Source organism: Amaricoccus tamworthensis, from assembly GCF_049800875.1.
GTDB lineage: Bacteria > Pseudomonadota > Alphaproteobacteria > Rhodobacterales > Rhodobacteraceae > Amaricoccus > Amaricoccus tamworthensis.
This window is the reverse complement of the sequence record NZ_JBNAFV010000001.1, coordinates 538167-557013: the sequence shown is the minus strand read 5'-3', so window position 1 is coordinate 557013 and position 18847 is coordinate 538167. Positions and strand designations below refer to the sequence as shown.

At 59.8% G+C, this 18847-nt stretch carries 14 protein-coding genes, 1 tRNA gene and 1 riboswitch; all 15 genes read right to left on the bottom strand.

The features are described 5' to 3' along the window. Positions 1 to 103 precede the first annotated feature (103 nt). A riboswitch (TPP riboswitch) is annotated at positions 104 to 208 on the bottom strand. Between the two features lie 51 nt (positions 209 to 259). Continuing rightward, on the bottom strand, positions 260 to 1012 hold the full coding sequence (locus tag ACP15P_RS02630) for a rhomboid family intramembrane serine protease (protein WP_424926937.1): 753 nt from the start codon (positions 1010 to 1012) through the stop codon (positions 260 to 262). A 13-nt stretch (positions 1013 to 1025) separates the two neighbouring features. Continuing rightward, positions 1026 to 2741, bottom strand: coding sequence for a methionine--tRNA ligase (metG, locus tag ACP15P_RS02625; protein WP_424926936.1), 1716 nt, complete (start codon positions 2739 to 2741; stop codon positions 1026 to 1028). 90 nt (positions 2742 to 2831) lie between these two features. Beyond that, complete coding sequence (locus tag ACP15P_RS02620; protein ID WP_424926935.1) at positions 2832 to 3563, bottom strand: DsbA family protein; 732 nt, start codon at positions 3561 to 3563, stop codon at positions 2832 to 2834. Between the two features lie 194 nt (positions 3564 to 3757). Then, complete coding sequence (gene rpoC / locus ACP15P_RS02615) at positions 3758 to 7990, bottom strand: DNA-directed RNA polymerase subunit beta' (protein WP_424926934.1); 4233 nt, start codon at positions 7988 to 7990, stop codon at positions 3758 to 3760. Between the two features lie 51 nt (positions 7991 to 8041). After that, entirely contained in the window at positions 8042 to 12175 is a 4134-nt protein-coding gene (rpoB, locus tag ACP15P_RS02610; RefSeq protein ID WP_424926933.1) for a DNA-directed RNA polymerase subunit beta, read from the bottom strand. Between the two features lie 229 nt (positions 12176 to 12404). Next, positions 12405 to 12785, bottom strand: coding sequence for a 50S ribosomal protein L7/L12 (gene rplL, locus ACP15P_RS02605; RefSeq protein WP_424926932.1), 381 nt, complete (start codon positions 12783 to 12785; stop codon positions 12405 to 12407). Between the two features lie 82 nt (positions 12786 to 12867). Next, positions 12868 to 13383, bottom strand: a complete 516-nt coding sequence (gene rplJ, locus ACP15P_RS02600; protein ID WP_424926931.1) for a 50S ribosomal protein L10 — start codon at positions 13381 to 13383, stop codon at positions 12868 to 12870. A gap of 253 nt (positions 13384 to 13636) precedes the next feature. After that, positions 13637 to 14335 (bottom strand): 50S ribosomal protein L1, encoded by a 699-nt coding sequence (rplA, locus tag ACP15P_RS02595; RefSeq protein ID WP_424926930.1) that lies wholly within the window; start codon positions 14333 to 14335, stop codon positions 13637 to 13639. A gap of 5 nt (positions 14336 to 14340) precedes the next feature. Then, positions 14341 to 14769, bottom strand: coding sequence for a 50S ribosomal protein L11 (gene rplK / locus ACP15P_RS02590; RefSeq protein ID WP_424926929.1), 429 nt, complete (start codon positions 14767 to 14769; stop codon positions 14341 to 14343). Between the two features lie 105 nt (positions 14770 to 14874). Beyond that, the gene (gene nusG / locus ACP15P_RS02585; protein ID WP_424927292.1) at positions 14875 to 15408 is read right to left on the bottom strand and encodes a transcription termination/antitermination protein NusG; all 534 of its coding nucleotides are present in this window, start codon (positions 15406 to 15408) and stop codon (positions 14875 to 14877) included. A 151-nt stretch (positions 15409 to 15559) separates the two neighbouring features. Continuing rightward, positions 15560 to 15757, bottom strand: coding sequence for a preprotein translocase subunit SecE (secE, locus tag ACP15P_RS02580; protein WP_424926928.1), 198 nt, complete (start codon positions 15755 to 15757; stop codon positions 15560 to 15562). A 105-nt stretch (positions 15758 to 15862) separates the two neighbouring features. Beyond that, positions 15863 to 15938: transfer RNA gene (locus ACP15P_RS02575), tRNA-Trp, on the bottom strand. A 97-nt stretch (positions 15939 to 16035) separates the two neighbouring features. Then, complete coding sequence (locus tag ACP15P_RS02570) at positions 16036 to 16818, bottom strand: metallophosphoesterase (RefSeq protein ID WP_424926927.1); 783 nt, start codon at positions 16816 to 16818, stop codon at positions 16036 to 16038. Between the two features lie 91 nt (positions 16819 to 16909). Next, positions 16910 to 17866, bottom strand: coding sequence for a dipeptide ABC transporter ATP-binding protein (locus tag ACP15P_RS02565; protein ID WP_424926926.1), 957 nt, complete (start codon positions 17864 to 17866; stop codon positions 16910 to 16912). Beyond that, positions 17863 to 18843 carry an ABC transporter ATP-binding protein gene (locus ACP15P_RS02560; protein WP_424926925.1) on the bottom strand — a complete coding sequence of 327 codons (981 nt, stop codon included), beginning with the start codon at positions 18841 to 18843 and terminating at the stop codon, positions 17863 to 17865. Before ACP15P_RS02560 ends, ACP15P_RS02565 begins: the two co-directional genes overlap by 4 nt. Positions 18844 to 18847 lie beyond the last annotated feature (4 nt).

The window sequence follows — 18847 nt, the reverse complement described above, 5'->3', positions numbered from 1 at the left end:
ATTTTCGGACGGTTCGTCGCTGTCTTCGGCTTCGTCAAACACGGGTCCCGGTGTCCTTCCTTTCGGATGTCCGGACAAAACCGTGTTGGGAGGGACTGCGGGCGTGAGCCCAACATCCGTTCCCTACGCCGGTATTGGCCGGATCAGGTTCGATGGGTCGGTGTCTGACACCTCTCAGCCTTCAGAAAAGGCCCCCCAACGGATTGGACCTTGGGTAGCACGGGCCGGAACCGCTCCGCAAGACAGCGCGGTATCAGTGTTATCTTTTCCGGCGCGGCACCTGGGGGATGGTGCTTTTCCGCCAGGGGTATTCGGCTTCGGGGTGTGGTGGGGTGCCGTGTGTGCAGCTCCAGTAAGCCGGGCCGCCCTGGCGAAGCCACCATGGAATGGTCAGAACCAGCCCCGCGACGAAACCGCCAATATGGGCAAGGTAAGCCACGCCGCCGCCCGCCGCACCAAAAGTGGACAGGCCCGAGAATGTCTGCATACCGATCCAGACGCCAAGAACGATCCAAGCGGGAAGTGTAAAGGTGCGGAAAAAAATGATCAGGATGATGATGATATCAACGCGTGCCTTGGGAAACAGCAGAAGGTATCCGCCCATGACCCCGGCGATCGCGCCGGAGGCCCCGACCATCGGGACCAAGGATGTCGGGTCGGGAAGGTACTGTGCCAGCGCAGCACCGATGCCCGACGCAATGTAGAAACCAAGGAACGGCAGGTGGCCGAACTGGTCCTCCATGTTATCCCCGAAGATCCACAGGAACAGCATGTTGCCCACCAGGTGCATTAGACCCCCATGCATGAACATCGAGGTCAGGAAGGTTGCCGGGCTGCCGCCCTCGCTAACGATGCCGGGCACGAGGGCCCAGTTGGCGAGGATCCGGGATATTTCCGGACCGTTCGAGTAGCTGGGCCACATGATCACGAAGACCAGAATGTTCACCGCGATCAGTCCCCAGGTCACGTAGGGGGTGCGGCCGGACGGGTTGTGGTCGCGGATCGGGAACATCGGGTCTGCGCGGTCAGGCCGTTCCGGCGAAGCGGGTGGAAAACTCCTCGCGGGCGTCGTCGGTGATTTTGGCGAAGAGCACTTCCGGAGTGGTAAACGCCGATCCCGGTGTCAGCGACGACAGCGCTGCACTCACGTCTTCCGGCCAGGCAAAGTCCTCGCCATCAAACGCGTCGAGCATCGCGCGGGAGGCGTCGGGGATGAAGGGCTGCGAGAGTACGGCGTAGAAGCGCACGAGGTTCAGCGAGAAGCGCACAATCGCGCCCGCCCGGTCCGGGTCGGTTTTGAACAGCGCCCAGGGAGCCGCTGCCTGAAGGTATTCGTTTCCTGCGGCCCAGATGCCGCGCAACTCCTGCGCGCCCTTGCGCAGGTCGATGGCTTCCATGTGGGTCTCATAGGCCTTGAGACGGCGGGTCAGGTCTTCGATCAGGGCCTGTTCGTCTGGTCCGTACTCGCCTGTGTCTGGGACTTTTTCCTCAAACCGAGAGCGTGCGAATTTGGTGACGCGGCTCACGAAATTGCCCAGCACGTCCGCCAGATCCTTGTTCACGCCCGCCTGGAAGGCTTCCCAGGTAAAGTTGCTGTCAGAGCTTTCCGGCACGTTGGCCATCAGCCACCAGCGCCAGTAGTCGGATGGCAGGATGTCGAGCGCCTGGTCCATAAAGACGCCACGACCCTCGGAGGTCGAGAATTTGCCGCCGTCATAGTTCAGGTAGTTGAACGACTTGATGTAATCGACAAGCTTCCAGTCCTCACCGGAGCCGAGGACGGTCGCCGGGAAGCTCAGCGTGTGGAAGGGGACGTTGTCCTTTCCCATGAACTGGACGTAACGCACGTCGTCCGCGCCTTTATCGGTACGCCACCAGCGTTCCCAGGCCGCGTCACCCTGGCCTGTTGCGTCGGCCCATTCGGCAGAGGCGGCGATGTACTCAATCGGCGCGTCGAACCAGACGTAGAAGACTTTGCCTTCCATGCCGGGCCAGTCGGCGTCGCCTTTTTTCACCGGGATGCCCCAGTCGAGGTCTCGGGTGATGCCTCGATCCTGGAGCCCATCGCCGTCATCGAGCCACTTCTTTGCAATGGAGGTGGTCAGGATGGGCCAGTCTGTTTTGCTGTCGATCCATTCCCGCAGGCGGTCGCGGAGCTGGGACTGGCGCAGATAAAGGTGGCCGGTCTCGCGTACTTCCAGATCGGTGGAGCCGGAGATGGCGGAGCGCGGATTGATCAGATCCGTGGGATCGAGCTGCTTGGTGCAGTTCTCGCACTGGTCGCCGCGGGCGCGCTCGTAACCGCAGTTGGGGCAGGTGCCCTCGATGTAGCGGTCGGGCAGGAAGCGGCCGTCGGCTTTGGAATAGACCTGCTTTTCGGAAACCTCCTCAATCAGCCCGGCATCCGCCAGGCGACCGGCGAAATGCTGCGTCAGGTGATGGTTGCGGGATGAGGACGAACGTCCAAAATGGTCGAAGGAAAGGCGAAATCCGTCCGCGATATCCTTCTGGACCTGCCACATGCGCGCGCAGTAGTCGGCGACGGCCTCACCGGCCTTTGCCGCGGCAAGCTCGGCCGGGGTGCCGTGCTCGTCCGTGGCACAGATGAACAGCACCTCGTGACCGCGTGCTCTGGCAAAACGGGCATAGACATCCGACGGCAGCTGGCTGCCCACCAGATTGCCCAGATGCTTGATGCCATTAATGTACGGCAGCGCCGACGTGATCAGTATGCGACCCATGAGTAATCCCGGAATTATTTTGTTCCGAATAGGCGATTCCGACGGCCATGGCCAGAGAGGTGTCGGCGCAAATGCCGAAGGCGTACCGGTTCAGCCGGAGGTTCGGGAGGCTTCGACCAGTTCCTCAAGCACGCCAAGCTCAACAAATCCGGGCACCAGTTCATCGCCGATGACGAAGGACGGCGTCCCCGAGAACCCAAGCGCGCGGGCCAGTGCGGCGGACTGGTTGAAATGTTCGTCTATTTCCGGCGCTTCCATGTCGGTGCGAAGCTGTTCCGTGTCGAGCCCGGCGCGTTCGGCGGCTTCCATGATGGTGGTCTCTGTGGCGCGACCATTGAGCGCCATAAGCTCGTTGTGCATTTCCTCATATTTGCCCTGTTCCCGGGCGGCGAGGGCGGCGCGGGAGGCCAAAACGGATTCCGCTCCCAGGATGGGCCATTCCCGCAGAACGAGGCGCACGTTGCTGTCATTGTTCAGCAGTTCCGTCACGGTCGGCACGGAGCGTTTGCAGTAGGGGCAGTTGTAATCGAAGAACTCCACTACGGTGACATCGCCCTCCGGGTTGCCAAGAACCGGGGCGTTTGGATCGTTTTCGAGCTCGTCGCGGCGGCTGGTCAGGACCTCTTCAGCCTCAAGTTGCTGCGCCTCGTTTTCGCGGCTTTGCAGGATTTCAACCGCCTGCATGATGATTTCCGGGTTTTCCAGAATGGCTTCCAGCGCCAGCTGTTTGACCTCTTCCGGCGTCAACTCCTGCGCCGTGGCGGGTGCGGCGGCAAGCCCGAGGGAGAACACAAGGCCAAGGGCGCTCAGGGTCTGTTTCATTGGCATATTCTCCTGAAATCGTGCTGCGGTCGGCGGCTGCCGCTAGAGTGTTTTGCCAGACCCTACAGGCCGGGCAGGGGTAATGCCAGTGTCAGTCCAGTCACGAGCGGTCACTTGCGAAATTGTGACGGCAAAGAAAAAGCCGCCCGAAGGTCAGGCGGCTTTTCCGTTTTCATTTGATCAGCGCGGATCGATCAGTCGTCGGAGAACCCAACCGGTTCCGAGACCTGATCGGCCGGAGCGTCAAACGCGGCATCGGGGTTGTGCTCGATGGCGGCAACAGCCTCCTCCTTGCGCTCCTCGATGATCTTGTTGTCACGCTCCGCCGCGATCCGCTTGACGGACTGGGTCGCGCCACCGGTACCCGCCGGGATAAGACGGCCCACGATTACGTTTTCCTTCAGACCAATCAGGCGGTCACGTTTGCCCTGGGTGGACGCCTCGGTGAGAACACGCGTGGTTTCCTGGAAGGAGGCCGCCGAGATGAAGCTCCGGGTCTGCAGCGACGCCTTGGTGATACCAAGAAGGATCGGGCCACCTTTGGCGGGCTGACGCCCGGCCGCAATGGCCTTTTCGTTCTCTTCCTCGAACTCAAGCTTGTCGACCTGTTCGCCCTTCAGCAGGGTGGTGCCACCAGACTCTGAGACCTCCCACTTCTGCAGCATCTGGCGCACGATCACCTCGATGTGCTTGTCGTTGATCTTCACGCCCTGCAGACGGTAGACCTCCTGCACCTCGTCGATCATGTAGTCGGCCAGAGCCTCCACACCCATAATTGCGAGAATGTCATGCGGGGCAGGGTTGCCGTCCATGATGTACTCGCCCTTCTGCACGAAGTCGCCTTCCTGCACGGGGATGTGTTTGCCCTTGGGAACCATGTACTCAATGGTTTCCAGACCTTCCTCGACCGGGTCGATCGCGATGCGGCGCTTGTTCTTGAAGTCCTTGCCGAAGCGCACATGACCATCGATTTCGGCGATGATCGCGTGATCTTTTGGACGGCGGGCCTCAAAGAGTTCGGCCACACGCGGCAGACCACCGGTGATGTCCTTGGTTTTGGCGCCTTCACGCGGGATACGTGCAACCACGTCACCCGGTTTCAGTTCCTGACCGTCCTCCACGGAGAGAATGGCGTCCACGGACATGGCGTGGGTTTCCGGGTTGCCGTTGTCGAGGCGTACCGGTTCACCCGTTGCCGGATCCATGACGATGATCGCGGGTTTGAGTTCGTTGCCCTTGGGCGCGGCACGCCAGTCAGACACGATCTTCTGGCTGATGCCGGTTGCGTCGTCGGTTTCCTCACGGACCGAGATGCCGGCCGTGAGGTCAACGAACTTCGCCACACCGGCTTTCTCCGCGATGATCGGCAGGGTGTAGGGGTCCCACTCGGCGAGTTTGTCACCGTGTTTGATCTCCTGACCCTCGGACGCCAGCAGCTTGGTACCGTAGCCCAGCTTGTGCACCGCGCGCTCAACGCCGTTCTCGTCGATGATGACGATCTCGGTGTTACGCGACATAACAATGCGCTCACCCACGTCGTTGGTGAGGATGTTCGCATTGCGGACGGTGAGTTTACCGGCCTGGGTTGCCTCAAGGAACGACTGGCTGCCGCCCTGCGCGATGCCGCCGATGTGGAAGGTCCGCATCGTCAGCTGCGTGCCGGGCTCACCGATGGACTGTGCCGCGATGATACCAACGGCCTCGCCTGGGTTTACACGGGTACCGCGGGCCAGGTCGCGACCGTAGCACTGCGCACAGATACCGTCATCGGCCTCACAGGTCAGCGGGGAGCGGATCTGCATTTCGATGACACCGGCATCCTCGATCATGTCGGCGGCGCGCTCGTCGATAAGGTCACCCTCACGGAAGATCGGCTCTTTCGTCTTCGGATCGAGAACGTCCTCGGCCGCAACACGGCCCAGGATGCGCTCGGAAAGCGACGAAACCACCTCACCATCGGCAATTGCCGCACGGGCGGTGATCGACTTGTCCGTACCACAGTCGTTGATCTTCACGATGCAGTCCTGAGCCACGTCGACCAGGCGACGCGTCAGGTACCCGGAGTTCGCCGTTTTCAGAGCCGTATCGGCCAGACCCTTACGGGCACCGTGGGTGGAGTTGAAGTACTCCAGAACGGTCAGGCCTTCCTTAAAGTTCGACACAATCGGCGTCTCGATGATCTCACCGGACGGTTTGGCCATGAGGCCGCGCATACCGCCAAGCTGTTTCATCTGTGCGGGCGAACCACGGGCACCGGAATGGGCCATCATGTAGACCGAGTTCGGTTCCTGCTCGACACCGGCATCGTCAACGCGCACGGCGCTGATTTCGCCCATCATGGCGTCAGCCACATTGTCCGAACATTTCGACCAGGCGTCGACAACCTTGTTGTACTTTTCGCCCTGGGTGATCAGGCCGTCCATGTACTGCTGTTCGAACTCTTTCACCTGTGCCCGGGTGCCATCCACGATCGGCCATTTGCTGTCGGGGATGACCATGTCATCCTTACCGAAGGAAATGCCGGCCTTGAACGCCTCGGTGAAGCCGAGCGTCATGATCTGGTCACAGAAGATCACGCTCTCCTTCTGGCCGCAGTGGCGGTACACCGTGTCGATGACCTCACCAACCTCTTTCTTGCGGAGGAGGCGGTTCACGATGTCGAACGGCGTCTTGTAGTTCATCGGCAGAAGGGAGCCGAGGCGCAGACGGCCCGGTGTGGTCTCGAACCGCCTGGAGACGATGTTGCCTTCCTCATCAACCTGCTGAACGCGGGCGTTGATTTTGGAGTGCAGGTTCACAAGACCGGTATGCAGGGCGTGATCGACCTCCTCGATTGAGGAAAAGGTCATGCCCTCACCAATCTGTCCCTCACGCATGATCGACAGGTAGTAGAGACCCAGAATCATGTCCTGCGACGGCACGATGATCGGTTTACCGTTTGCCGGCGACAGAACGTTGTTCGTCGACATCATCAGCACGCGGGCCTCAAGCTGGGCTTCCAGCGAAAGGGGAACGTGCACGGCCATCTGGTCGCCGTCGAAGTCAGCGTTAAAGGCCGAGCACACCAGCGGATGAAGCTGGATGGCTTTACCCTCAATCAGAACGGGCTCAAACGCCTGAATGCCGAGACGGTGCAGCGTCGGAGCGCGGTTCAGAAGAACCGGATGCTCGCGGATCACCTCGTCCAGGATGTCCCAGACCTCGGGGCGTTCCTTCTCAACCAGTTTCTTGGCCTGTTTCACGGTGGAGGACAGACCCTTCGCGTCGAGACGCGAATAGATGAACGGTTTGAACAGCTCGAGCGCCATTTTCTTCGGCAGGCCGCACTGATGCAGTTTCAGTTCAGGACCTGTCACGATCACCGAACGGCCGGAGAAGTCGACGCGCTTACCCAGAAGGTTCTGACGGAAACGGCCCTGCTTACCCTTGAGCATGTCGCTCAGGGATTTCAGCGGACGCTTGTTGGTGCCGGTGATGACACGGCCACGACGGCCGTTGTCGAACAGGGCGTCAACGGATTCCTGGAGCATACGCTTTTCGTTCCGGATAATGATGTCCGGAGCGCGCAGCTCAATCAGCCGTTTCAGACGGTTGTTCCGGTTAATCACACGACGGTATAGGTCGTTGAGGTCCGAGGTCGCGAAGCGACCACCGTCGAGCGGCACCAGCGGGCGCAGCTCGGGCGGGATGACCGGGATCACGGTCAGGATCATCCATTCCGGGCGGTTGCCGCTTTCGCGAAAGTTTTCAACCAGCTTCAGACGTTTGATGATCTTCTTCGGCTTCAGTTCACCGGTGGCCTCGGCCAGATCGGCGCGAAGCTGTTCGGCTTCGGCGTCAAGGTCGATGGCCTGGAGCATCTCGCGGATGGCCTCGGCACCAATACCGGCGCGGAAACTGTCCTCGCCGTACTGGTCCTGGGCATCGAGGAACTCCTCCTCTGTCAGAAGCTGACCGGCGGTGAGGTCCGTGAGGCCGGGCTCAATCACCGTGTACTGCTCAAAGTACAGGATGCGTTCCAGATCCCGAAGCGTCATGTCCAGCATCAGGCCGATGCGGGAGGGCAGGGACTTCAGGAACCAGATGTGTGCAACGGGCGACGCCAGCTCAATGTGGCCCATACGCTCGCGGCGCACTTTCTGGAGGGTAACCTCAACACCACATTTTTCGCAGACAACGCCGCGGTACTTCATCCGCTTGTATTTGCCGCACAGGCATTCGTAGTCCTTGATCGGTCCAAAAATGCGAGCGCAGAACAAGCCGTCACGCTCGGGTTTGAACGTGCGGTAGTTGATGGTTTCCGGCTTTTTGATCTCTCCGTACGACCACGACAGGATGCGCTCGGGCGAGGCCAGAGCGATTTTGATCTCGTCGAAGGAGCGGACGGGCTGGACCGGGTTAAACGGGTTCGTGATTTCCTGGTTCATTCTAACAACCTTAATCTCGTTTCAGGGAAGGGGGCGCGATTTCCAGCGCCCTCAGTCCACTTCCGAGTCCAACAACTCGATGTTGAGCCCAAGCGACCGGATTTCCTTGACCAGAACGTTGAACGATTCCGGCACACCGGCCTCGAAATTGTCCTCGCCCTTGACGATGCTCTCGTAGACCTTGGTACGGCCGGCCACGTCGTCCGATTTCACCGTCAGCATCTCCTGCAGGGTGAAGGCGGCACCATAGGCTTCCAGAGCCCAGACCTCCATCTCCCCGAAACGCTGGCCGCCAAACTGCGCCTTACCACCCAATGGCTGCTGGGTAACGAGGCTGTAGGGTCCGGTGGAACGCGCGTGGATCTTGTCGTCAACCAGGTGGTGCAGTTTCAGCAGGTATTTCACACCCACCGTCACCTTGCGGGAGAACTGCTCACCGGTCCGTCCATCATAGACGACCGACTGTCCGGAGGTGTCGAAACCGGCCCGTTCCAGAGCGTCGTTTACGTCCACTTCCTTCGCACCGTCGAAGACCGGGGTCGCGATGGGAACACCATTCGTTACGTTTTCCGCAGCTTCCAGGAAACTGTCCTGGCTCATCTCGGAAATGACATTGTTGTAGATGTCCTCACCGTACGCCACCTTCATGGCCTCGCGGAGCGGGGTCATGTCTCCAGAGCGACGGTATTCCTGGAGACTGGACTCGATGGTCCGGCCCAGACCGCGCGCAGCCCAGCCCATGTGCGTCTCGAGGATCTGACCGACGTTCATGCGCGAGGGCACACCCAGCGGGTTCAGAACGAAGTCGACCGGGGTTCCATCGGCCATGAACGGCATGTCCTCCTCCGGCACAACGCGGGAGATAACACCCTTGTTGCCGTGCCGACCGGCCATTTTGTCGCCGGACTGGAGTTTGCGTTTCACGGCGATGAAGACCTTGACCATCTTCATCACGCCCGGGGGAAGGTCGTCGCCACGGCGGACTTTTTCCACCTTGTCGTCGAACCGGCGGTCGAGAGCCTTCTTCTGAAGCTCGAACTGCGCCTGAAGCGCTTCCTGTGCGGCTGCATCCTGGTCGTCGCCGAGGGCAAGCTGCCACCACTGGCCACGGCTCATCGAGGACAGTAGTTCCTCGGTGATTTCCGTACCGGCGCTGACGCCTTTCGGACCCTTGATCGCGGTTTTGCCGAGGATCAGGCTCTTCAGACGGGCATAGATGTTGCGCTCAAGGATCGCGAACTCGTCGTCCCGGTCGCGGGAAAGCCGTTCGACTTCCTCACGCTCGATCTGAAGCGCACGCTCGTCCTTCTCAACACCGTGCCGGTTGAAGACACGAACCTCAACGACCGTACCGTAGTCACCCGGCGGCAGGCGCATGGAGGTGTCACGAACATCCGAGGCCTTCTCACCGAAAATCGCGCGGAGGAGTTTTTCCTCCGGCGTCATCGGGCTTTCGCCCTTCGGAGTGATCTTGCCCACCAGAATGTCCCCCGGTCCAACCTCGGCACCGATATAGACGATACCGGCCTCGTCGAGGTTGCGCAGGGCTTCCTCACCGACGTTCGGGATGTCGCGGGTGATTTCCTCAGGTCCAAGCTTCGTATCGCGGGCGGCGACCTCAAACTCCTCGATGTGGACCGACGTGAAGACGTCGTCCTTCACGATACGCTCTGAGATCAGGATCGAGTCCTCGTAGTTGTAGCCGTTCCAGGGCATGAACGCGACGAGCACGTTTTTTCCCAGAGCCAGTTCGCCCAGATCCGTGGACGGACCGTCGGCGATGAACTCGCCCTTGCCAACCTCGTCACCCACCTTCACCAGCGGGCGCTGGTTGATGCAGGTGTTCTGGTTCGACCGCTGGAACTTGCGCAGGCGGTAGATGTCAACGCCGGGATCGCCCGGTTCAACATCGTCCGTCGCACGTACAACGATACGCATGGCGTCAACCTGGTCGACGACACCCGCGCGACGCGCCGTGATTGCCGCACCGGAGTCGCGTGCCACGATGCTCTCGATACCGGTTCCCACGAAGGGTGCTTCGGCACGGAGCAGGGGCACGGCCTGCCGCTGCATGTTCGAGCCCATAAGGGCGCGGTTGGCGTCGTCGTTTTCGAGGAACGGAATGAGCGAAGCCGCAACGGACACCAGCTGTTTCGGGCTGACGTCGATCAGGTCAACGTTTTCGGGCGGATTGAGCTGGTAGTCGCCCGATTTACGGGTGGAAACCAGATCATTGATGAACCGTCCGTTCTCGTCGAGCTGCGCGTTGGCCTGTGCAACCGTGTGACGCATTTCCTCAGTGGCCGACATGTAGTGGACCTCGTCGGTCACCTGACGGTCCACAACCTTGCGGTAGGGCGTTTCAATGAATCCGTACTTGTTCACCCGGGCGAAAGAAGCCAGCGAGTTGATCAGACCAATGTTCGGACCTTCCGGCGTCTCAATCGGACACATGCGACCATAGTGGGTCGGGTGAACGTCGCGCACCTCAAAGCCCGCACGTTCGCGGGTCAGACCGCCCGGACCAAGTGCCGAGAGACGGCGTTTGTGGGTAACCTCGGAGAGGGGGTTGGTCTGGTCCATGAACTGCGACAGCTGCGAGGAGCCGAAGAACTCACGTACGGCGGCCGCCGCCGGTTTCGCGTTGATGAGATCCTGCGGCATGACCGTGTCGATCTCAACGGAGGACATGCGCTCGCGAATGGCGCGCTCCATGCGGAGAAGGCCAACGCGGTACTGGTTTTCCATGAGTTCGCCAACGGAGCGCACACGACGGTTTCCGAGGTGGTCGATATCGTCAACCTCACCGCGACCGTCGCGCAGATCCACCAGCGCCTTGATGACGGCGATGATGTCCTCATTGCGCAGGGTGCGCTGGGTGTCTTCCGCGTCGAGGGCGAGGCGCATGTTCATTTTCACGCGGCCAACTGCGGACAGGTCATACCGTTCCGAGTCGAAGAACAGCGACTGGAACATTGTATCCGCGGCCTCGACGGTGGGCGGCTCGCCAGGGCGCATGACGCGATAGATGTCCATGAGCGCGCTTTCGCGGTTCATGTTCTTGTCCACGGCCATGGTGTTGCGGATGTAGGCACCAACAGTCACGTTGTCGATGTCGAGCGTGGGGATCTCGGTGATGCCCTGGTCCAGAAGGGTTTTCAGCGTGCCGCCAACGGTGTCGCCGGTTTTCGCATCGATTTCCCAGGTCAGCTCGTCACCGGCCTCGATCCAGATTTCGCCGGTTTCCTCGTTGATGATGTCCTTCGCGGCGTAACGGCCGACGATGCTGTCGAAGGGCACGAGGATTTCGGAGACCTCACCGCTGTCGATCCATTTCTTGACCATGCGCGGCGTGATCTTTTTACCTGCGGGCGCGATAACCTCGCCGTCCGCCGCATTGACCAGGTCATATGCGGGTTTGGTGCCGCGAACGCGCTCGGGGAAGAATTTCGTCGCCCAGCCGCCGGTTTCCTTGCGGTAGTTCACGGTGTCGTAATACGCATCACAGATGCCTTCCTGGTCGAGACCAAGCGCGTAGAGCAGGGTCGTCACGGGAAGTTTGCGGCGACGGTCGATGCGGGCGTGCACGATGTCCTTGGCGTCAAACTCGAAGTCCAGCCAGGAACCGCGGTAGGGAATAACGCGGCTGGTGAACAGCAGTTTGCCGGAAGAGTGGGTTTTGCCACGGTCGTGGTCGTAGAACACACCTGGGGACCGGTGCATCTGGCTGACGATCACACGCTCGGTGCCGTTTACAACGAAGGTACCGTTGGGCGTCATCAGGGGCATGTCGCCCATGAACACGTCCTGCTCCTTGATGTCCTTCACGGACCGGGCACCGGTTTCCTCGTCGACCTCAAATACGATCAGGCGCAGTGTGACCTTCAGCGGTGCCGAATAGGTCATGTCGCGCTGCATGCACTCCTCAACGTCGTATTTCGGAGCCTCAAGCTCGTACTTTACGAATTCAAGGATCGCGGTCTCATTGAAGTCCTTGATCGGAAAAACCGACTGAAAGACGCCCTTGATCCCTTCACCATCCAGCGGCAGTTCCTGGTCACCGGAGCGCAAAAACAGGTCATAGCTTGATTTCTGAACCTCGATAAGGTTCGGCATTTCCGCAACCTCGCGGATTTTGCCATAGAACTTGCGGATACGCTTGTGACCTGAATGTGTCTGAGCCATGCTCAACCTCTTCCTTGCATGCGAACCTTCCGGTGGGGAATTCGGACGGATCGTCTTTGCTGCCGTAGCTGTCCAATGCTTGTGTGATTTCCCACATCACACACCCGGACCGATGCGGCTTTCAAAAGGTCCACGCGTGGGCCCTCCGAGAGACGCATCGAACTGGACCCACATTTCTGCGGATCCAGCCCAAATATTCGGTTCCGGCCCCGAAAAGGGCCGGAGGGTATTACTTCACTTCGGCTTCCGCGCCAGCGTCGGTAAGCTTTTTCAGGATTTCGTCAGCCTCTTCTTTGGTGACGCCTTCCTTAACGGGCTTGCCGCCTGCTTCCACGAGGTCCTTGGCTTCTTTCAGGCCAAGACCGGTGATTGCACGGACTTCCTTGATGACGTTGATTTTCTTGTCGCCAGCGGACTTCAGGATCACGTCAAATTCGGTTTTTTCCTCAGCAGCTTCGCCACCGGCGTCTGCGGGACCGGCAGCCATCATGACGGCGCCACCGGCAGCCGGCTCGATGCCGTACTCGTCCTTGAGGATGTTTTTCAGTTCAGCCGCTTCCAGCAGGGTCAGCCCTACGATTTCTTCGGCGAGTTTTTTAAGATCAGCCATTGTTCAGGTTCCAATCAGGTTTTCGTTGTGTAGTCCGGTATCGATGCGGTTTTGCACGGTCCGGCCAATTCGTTGCTTAGAGTTACGCCGCCTCACGCTCTTCGAGCGTCGAGAGAATGCCTGCGATATTCGAGGCAGGCGCGCCAATTGCCGAAGCGAGGTTTCCGGCCGGAGCCCCGATGCAGCCCACAACGGAAGCGATAAGCTCCTCGCGGGACGGCATTGCGGCAACGGCGTTAACGCCGGCTTCGTCGAGTGCTGTGCCACCCATGGCCCCGCCCAGAACAACAAGTTTCTTGTTGTCCTTGGCATAGTCCTTAACGACTTTCGCCGCTGCGACAGGGTCCTCGGAATAGGCAAGCACCGTCATACCCGTCAGCAGATCGCCGATGCTTTCGCTGGGCGTATCCTTCAGGGCAATTTTGGCGAGCTTGTTTTTGGCGACACGAACCGATCCACCGGCTTCGCTCATGCGAAGACGGAAATCGGTCATCTCTGCAACGGAAAGGCCTTCGTAGTGCGCGACCACGACGACACCAGAGTCCGTGAAGATTTGGCCGAGTTCAGCGACCACAGCTTCTTTTTGGGCTCTATCCACAGTGTTGCTCCAACTTTGGCAGTCCGGGTTTCCCCTTTCCGCCGGCTCATTTTCGCGAGGCGAATGCCCCACGTCTCGGGTCCTTAATTACGGGTCCCGCCAAAATCGCCCGGGACGGTAGTGTCCCACTTGATCCTGATCGTTCCCCATCTCAGGCAGGATTTATCAGACCTGCGTCTGACCCACCGTCTCGGACAGTCGGGCGGTTTTTGAGGCCGCCCGGAACACCCCGGCTTTGATGCCGGGGATCTCCTTACTCGCCTACGGCGCTGGCGATATCCAGCGTCACGCCCGGACCCATGGTCGAGGAGATGGCGATTTTCTTCAGATACGTACCTTTCGCACCGGACGGTTTGGCCCGGTTAACGGCGGATACGAATGCTTTTACGTTTTCAGCCAGTTTGTCGGCGTCGAAAGATGCCTTGCCGATACCAGCGTGAACCACACCGGCTTTCTCGGCCTTGAACTGAACCTCACCGCCCTTGGCGTTCTGAACGGCCTGGGCGACATCCATTGTCACCGTACCAACCTTCGGGTTCGGCATCAGGTTGCGCGGACCAAGGATCTTACCCAGACGGCCAACAATCGGCATCATGTCGGGGGTGGCGATGCAGCGGTCAAAGTCGAGCTTGCCGCCCTGAATGGATTCCATCAGGTCCTCGGCACCAACAACGTCCGCACCGGCGGCGGTTGCCTCCTCAGCCTTGGCACCACGGGCGAACACGGCAACACGTACCGATTTGCCTGTGCCGTTGGGCAGGGCGACAACACCACGGACCATCTGGTCGGCGTGACGGGGGTCAACACCGAGGCACATTGCGATCTCAAGGGTCTCGTCGAACTTGGCCGTTGCGTTGTCCTTGACCAGCTTAACGGCCTCATCCACGGGCAGGTTTACCTTGCCCTCGAATGCGGCACGTGCAGCCGATACGCGCTTTGCGAGTTTAGCCATCGTGATTACCCCTTGACCTCGAGGCCCATCGAACGGGCGGAGCCGGCAATGATCTGGATGGCGGCGTCAACGTCGTTCGCGTTGAGGTCCTTCATCTTGATCTCGGCAATTTCACGGAGCTGCTTCACGGAAACGCTACCAGCGGTGGATTTACCGGGTTCTTTGGAGCCGGATTTCAGCTTGGCAGCTTTTTTCAGCAGGTAGGACGCGGGCGGCGTCTTGGTTTCCATGCTGAAGGACTTGTCCGTGTAGTAGGTAATGATGACCGGGATCGGGCTTCCGGCTTCCATCTCCTGCGTACGGGCGTTGAACGCCTTACAGAATTCCATGATGTTGATGCCGCGCTGACCGAGAGCCGGTCCAACGGGGGGCGAGGGGTTAGCCTTGCCTGCGGGCACCTGCAGCTTGAGCTGCCCGGCGACTTTCTTGGCCATGGTGGCCTCCTTTACTCTCCAGCCCCGCGGACGCGTCCAGCGGGGATTTCATATGGATGTGGTCCGGCATTGACGGCGCGCCGCCCCTGCCTCCCACGGGGATACTCACGAGGCCTTGGCGACCTGAGTGAATTCGAGTTCGACCGGGGTTGCCCGGCCAAAAATGGATACGGTTACCTTCAGGCGGCTGTTGGCCTGATCGACATCCTCGACCATGCCGGAGAAGCCCTCGAAGGGTCCGTCTGTAACGTTGACAGTCTCGCCGGTCTCAAAGCTGATGACCGAGCGCGGGCTTTCCATGCCATCCTCGACCTGGCTCTGGATGCGGGCAACCTCCGCGTCGCGCATCGGCGTCGGACGGCCCTGCGGACCCAGGAAGCCGGACACGCGGTTGATGGAGTTAACCAGATGGTAGGCCTTGTCGGTCATTTCCATACGGACCAGAACATAGCCTGGCATGAAGCGCTTTTCGGTCTGGACCTTCTTGCCGCGACGGATCTCGATCACTTCCTCGGTCGGCACGAGAACCTCGGCGATCTGGTCCTGGAGTCCTTCCTGCTCAATCGCCTCGCGAATCGCTTCGGCAACCTTCTTCTCGAAGTTGGAAAGGACGCTCACTGAATACCAGCGCAATGCCATCTGATCGTTACCCCAGTAGAGTGCGGTCATGCCGCATGCATTATTGTAGTTAGTCCGTCACGCATCGCGCTAAACATAAACGGCGCGCAACCGAATCGATGCACGCCAAAAATATCGAGAGGCGCCCCTTTACTCCCGACGGACCGTGAATTCAAGAGGCCATCCCAAGAATTGCTTCGAGACCAAGGCGCACGATCATGTCCACGGTAAAAAAGAAAATCGCAAATACGGTCGCCATGAGCAGAACCATCACGGTGGTCAGTCCAACCTCACGCCGGGTGGGCCATACTACTTTGGCTACTTCCGAGCGTACCTGCTGGGCAAACTGAAACGGGTTTGTTCTGGCCATCTTACTTTCCAATTCCGGGGATTGGCAGCATGTAAGCCGTATGGGCATCCATTGCAAGGCGGGATTTCGCAGCCCGTCCAGGTGTTTTGGGAAGGATTTGCATGCTGGCAGGGGCGATAGGACTCGAACCTACGACATTCGGTTTTGGAGACCGACGCTCTACCAACTGAGCTACACCCCTGTGGCAGCATGCCCGCGTCAGATACGGCGGTTCCGGAACCGATGCAAGGGGTTCCGTTGGGATAAAGCTCCGGCAGGCCGTCTCCCGGGCACTTAAATCAGGAAAAGGCCCATTTTTTCGCGATGCCGAGCCCGGAGCCTTTCGGCCACGGCTTCAGGCTATCCTTATCGAGCAGGGAGACGTCCTCATCCTCAAGCACCACGCAGGACAGGCGCCCGGTTCGGAACGCACCGGTATCAATGCCGATTCGGTTGGAGTGGTGCTCCACGTTCTCCGAGATCGTATGGCCGTGAACGACCTTGAAACCATGATCCAGCGTGGAGTTGAGGAACGGATCCCGGATCATGATGAGATCGCGCAGGCTCTGTTTCTCCAGGGGCACCCCCGGACGAATGCCCGCATGTACGAACACGTAATCGCCAATCTTCAGGTACTGTTCGCAGTTGGCGATAAACAAACGGTGCCGTTCGGGGAAGGCGGCCTCAAACGCGGCGTGACTGTCGGCCGGGTAATCCTCGGTCGCGCCATGCACGCCATAGGAGGCCAGCGTCTTGTCGCCGCCAAGTCTAGGGTTCATCCAGTGCATGGCATGTTCAACCCAGATCGGATCATCAAGATAGGTCAGAATATAGCTGTCATGGTTGCCCAGCAGACAGGTGACCGGAAAACTGCTGTCCTGCAGCCCGATGAGAAACTCGTAAACGGCTCTCGAATTGGGACCGCGGTCATTGTAATCGCCAATGAACACCACCCTCGGATTGCGGTGGGGACGCCTCAGCATGTCATCCGTGATACGTGAGGTCATCTCCATGAGCAGGTCAATCTCACCGTGGATGTCACCTACCGCATAAATGCGCTGTCCATCAGTAGATACCGTCATAAACTTCCCTCACACACGCCAACTCAACCTAAACTGGACATGTCGGAAGGATTTAACAAGTCCTGGCAGGTTCCCGCTGCCACGGGGCGTGTCACCCCTCAGGATGATAACACGCCACCCGATGTCGTCCCTCATCGAGTACGGGCCGTTTGGCGCGGCATTCCTCCGTCGCCTTCCAGCAGCGCGGTGAAAAGGCGCAGCCTTTGGGGACGTTGATGGGGGAGGGCAGTTCGCCTTCCAGTTTGATGCGTTTTTTCTCAATTGTCGGGTCGGCGATTGGCGTCGCGGACAAAAGCGCCTTGGTATAGGGATGGCGCGGATTGGCGACCACATCCTCGATGGGACCGGTTTCCACCGGGCGGCCGAGATACATGACAACAATGTCGTCGGCCATATGTTTGACCACGGACAGATCGTGGGAAATGAACAGGTAGGCAAGCCCCAGCTTTTCCTGCAGTTCGACCAGCAGGTTCAGCACCTGGCTTTGAATGGACAGGTCCAGGGCCGAGACCGGCTCATCGAGGACCAAAACCCTTGGGTTCAGCATCAGCGCACGGGCCACTGCGATCCTCTGGCGCTGTCCGCCGGAGAACATGTGCGGATAGCGGTCGAAATGCTCGCGGCGCAGGCCCACCATGGCCAGCATGTCCCGCGCCTGGGCCTCGCGGTCCTTCGCCGACATGTCCTTGCGGTTGATGACAAGTGGCTCCATCAGAATGTCGCCAATCCGCTGGCGTGGGTTAAGGGAGCCGTAGGGGTCCTGGAACACGATCTGAACCGATGACCGCAGTGACGCCCATTTGTCCGGGGACACGGCCTCGTCATCGATCATCAGCGTGCCTGAGGTCGGTGGCTCGATCATCGTGACAACCCGGGCAAGGGTCGATTTCCCGCAGCCGGACTCCCCGACAACCGCCAGCGTTTTGCCAGGCTGAAGCGTGAACGACGCCCCGGACAGAGCCTCGACCGTTTGGGTGGATGAAAAGATGCCGCCGCCAACCTCATAGTGCCGGGTCAGGTCGTGGGCGACTACAACGGGTTTGTTCATTGCGCCATCTCCGGTTCATTCACGCCCAGGGGGTAGTGGCATTTCGCCCGGCCAAGCTCCTCCGGCTGGTTTTCGGGTTCAATTTCCCGGCAGCGGTCATCCGCCTTGGAACACCGTGGGCTGAAAAGACAGCCTTTCGGCCGGTCGAACTGCCCCGGTACCACGCCTGGAATACTTGGGAGGATTTTGCTTGTTGCCCGCTCCGGCAATGCCGCGAGCAGCGCCGCTGTGTAGGGGTGGTGCGGTGTCGAGAAGAGAGGGCGTACAGGCTGTTCCTCAACCTTCTGGCCCGCGTACTGAACGCTGACCCGCTGGGCCGTCTCGGCAACAACTCCCATGTCATGGGTGATCAGGATTAGGGCCATGCCCGTGTCCCGCTGCAGGCCCGTCAGCAGTTCAAGGATCTGCGCCTGAATGGTCACGTCGAGCGCGGTGGTCGGTTCATCCGCGATCAGAAGCCGTGGGCGGCAAGCAATGGCCATGGCGATCATGACGCGCTGGTTCATCCCTCCGGACATCTGATGCGGGAATACGCCTAGACGTTTTTCCGGTTCCGGAATGCCCACCTGTTCGAAAAGCTCAATCGCGCGCTGATGCCGTTCCCTCCGGCTCATGTTCATATGTTTGCGCAGGGATTCCCGTATCTGGAAGCCAACCGTGAAACATGGATTGAGCGAGGACATCGGTTCCTGAAAAATCATGGCCATGTCGCGGCCAATGATCTTGCGACGCTGGGCGGCTGTTACCGATCTGAGGTCGATACCATCAAAGCTCATCTCGTCAGCGGTGATGGTCGCGGTCCAGGGCAGCAGACCCATCATGGCCAGCATGGAGACGGATTTTCCCGAGCCACTTTCACCGACGATGGCGAGGATATCGCCGCGGTCGACGGTGACGTCCATTGAGTCCACGGCGCGAAACTTGCCGGACGCGGTGGCGAAATCGACGCTGAGGTTTCGGATGCGAAGCAGTGCCATGGCG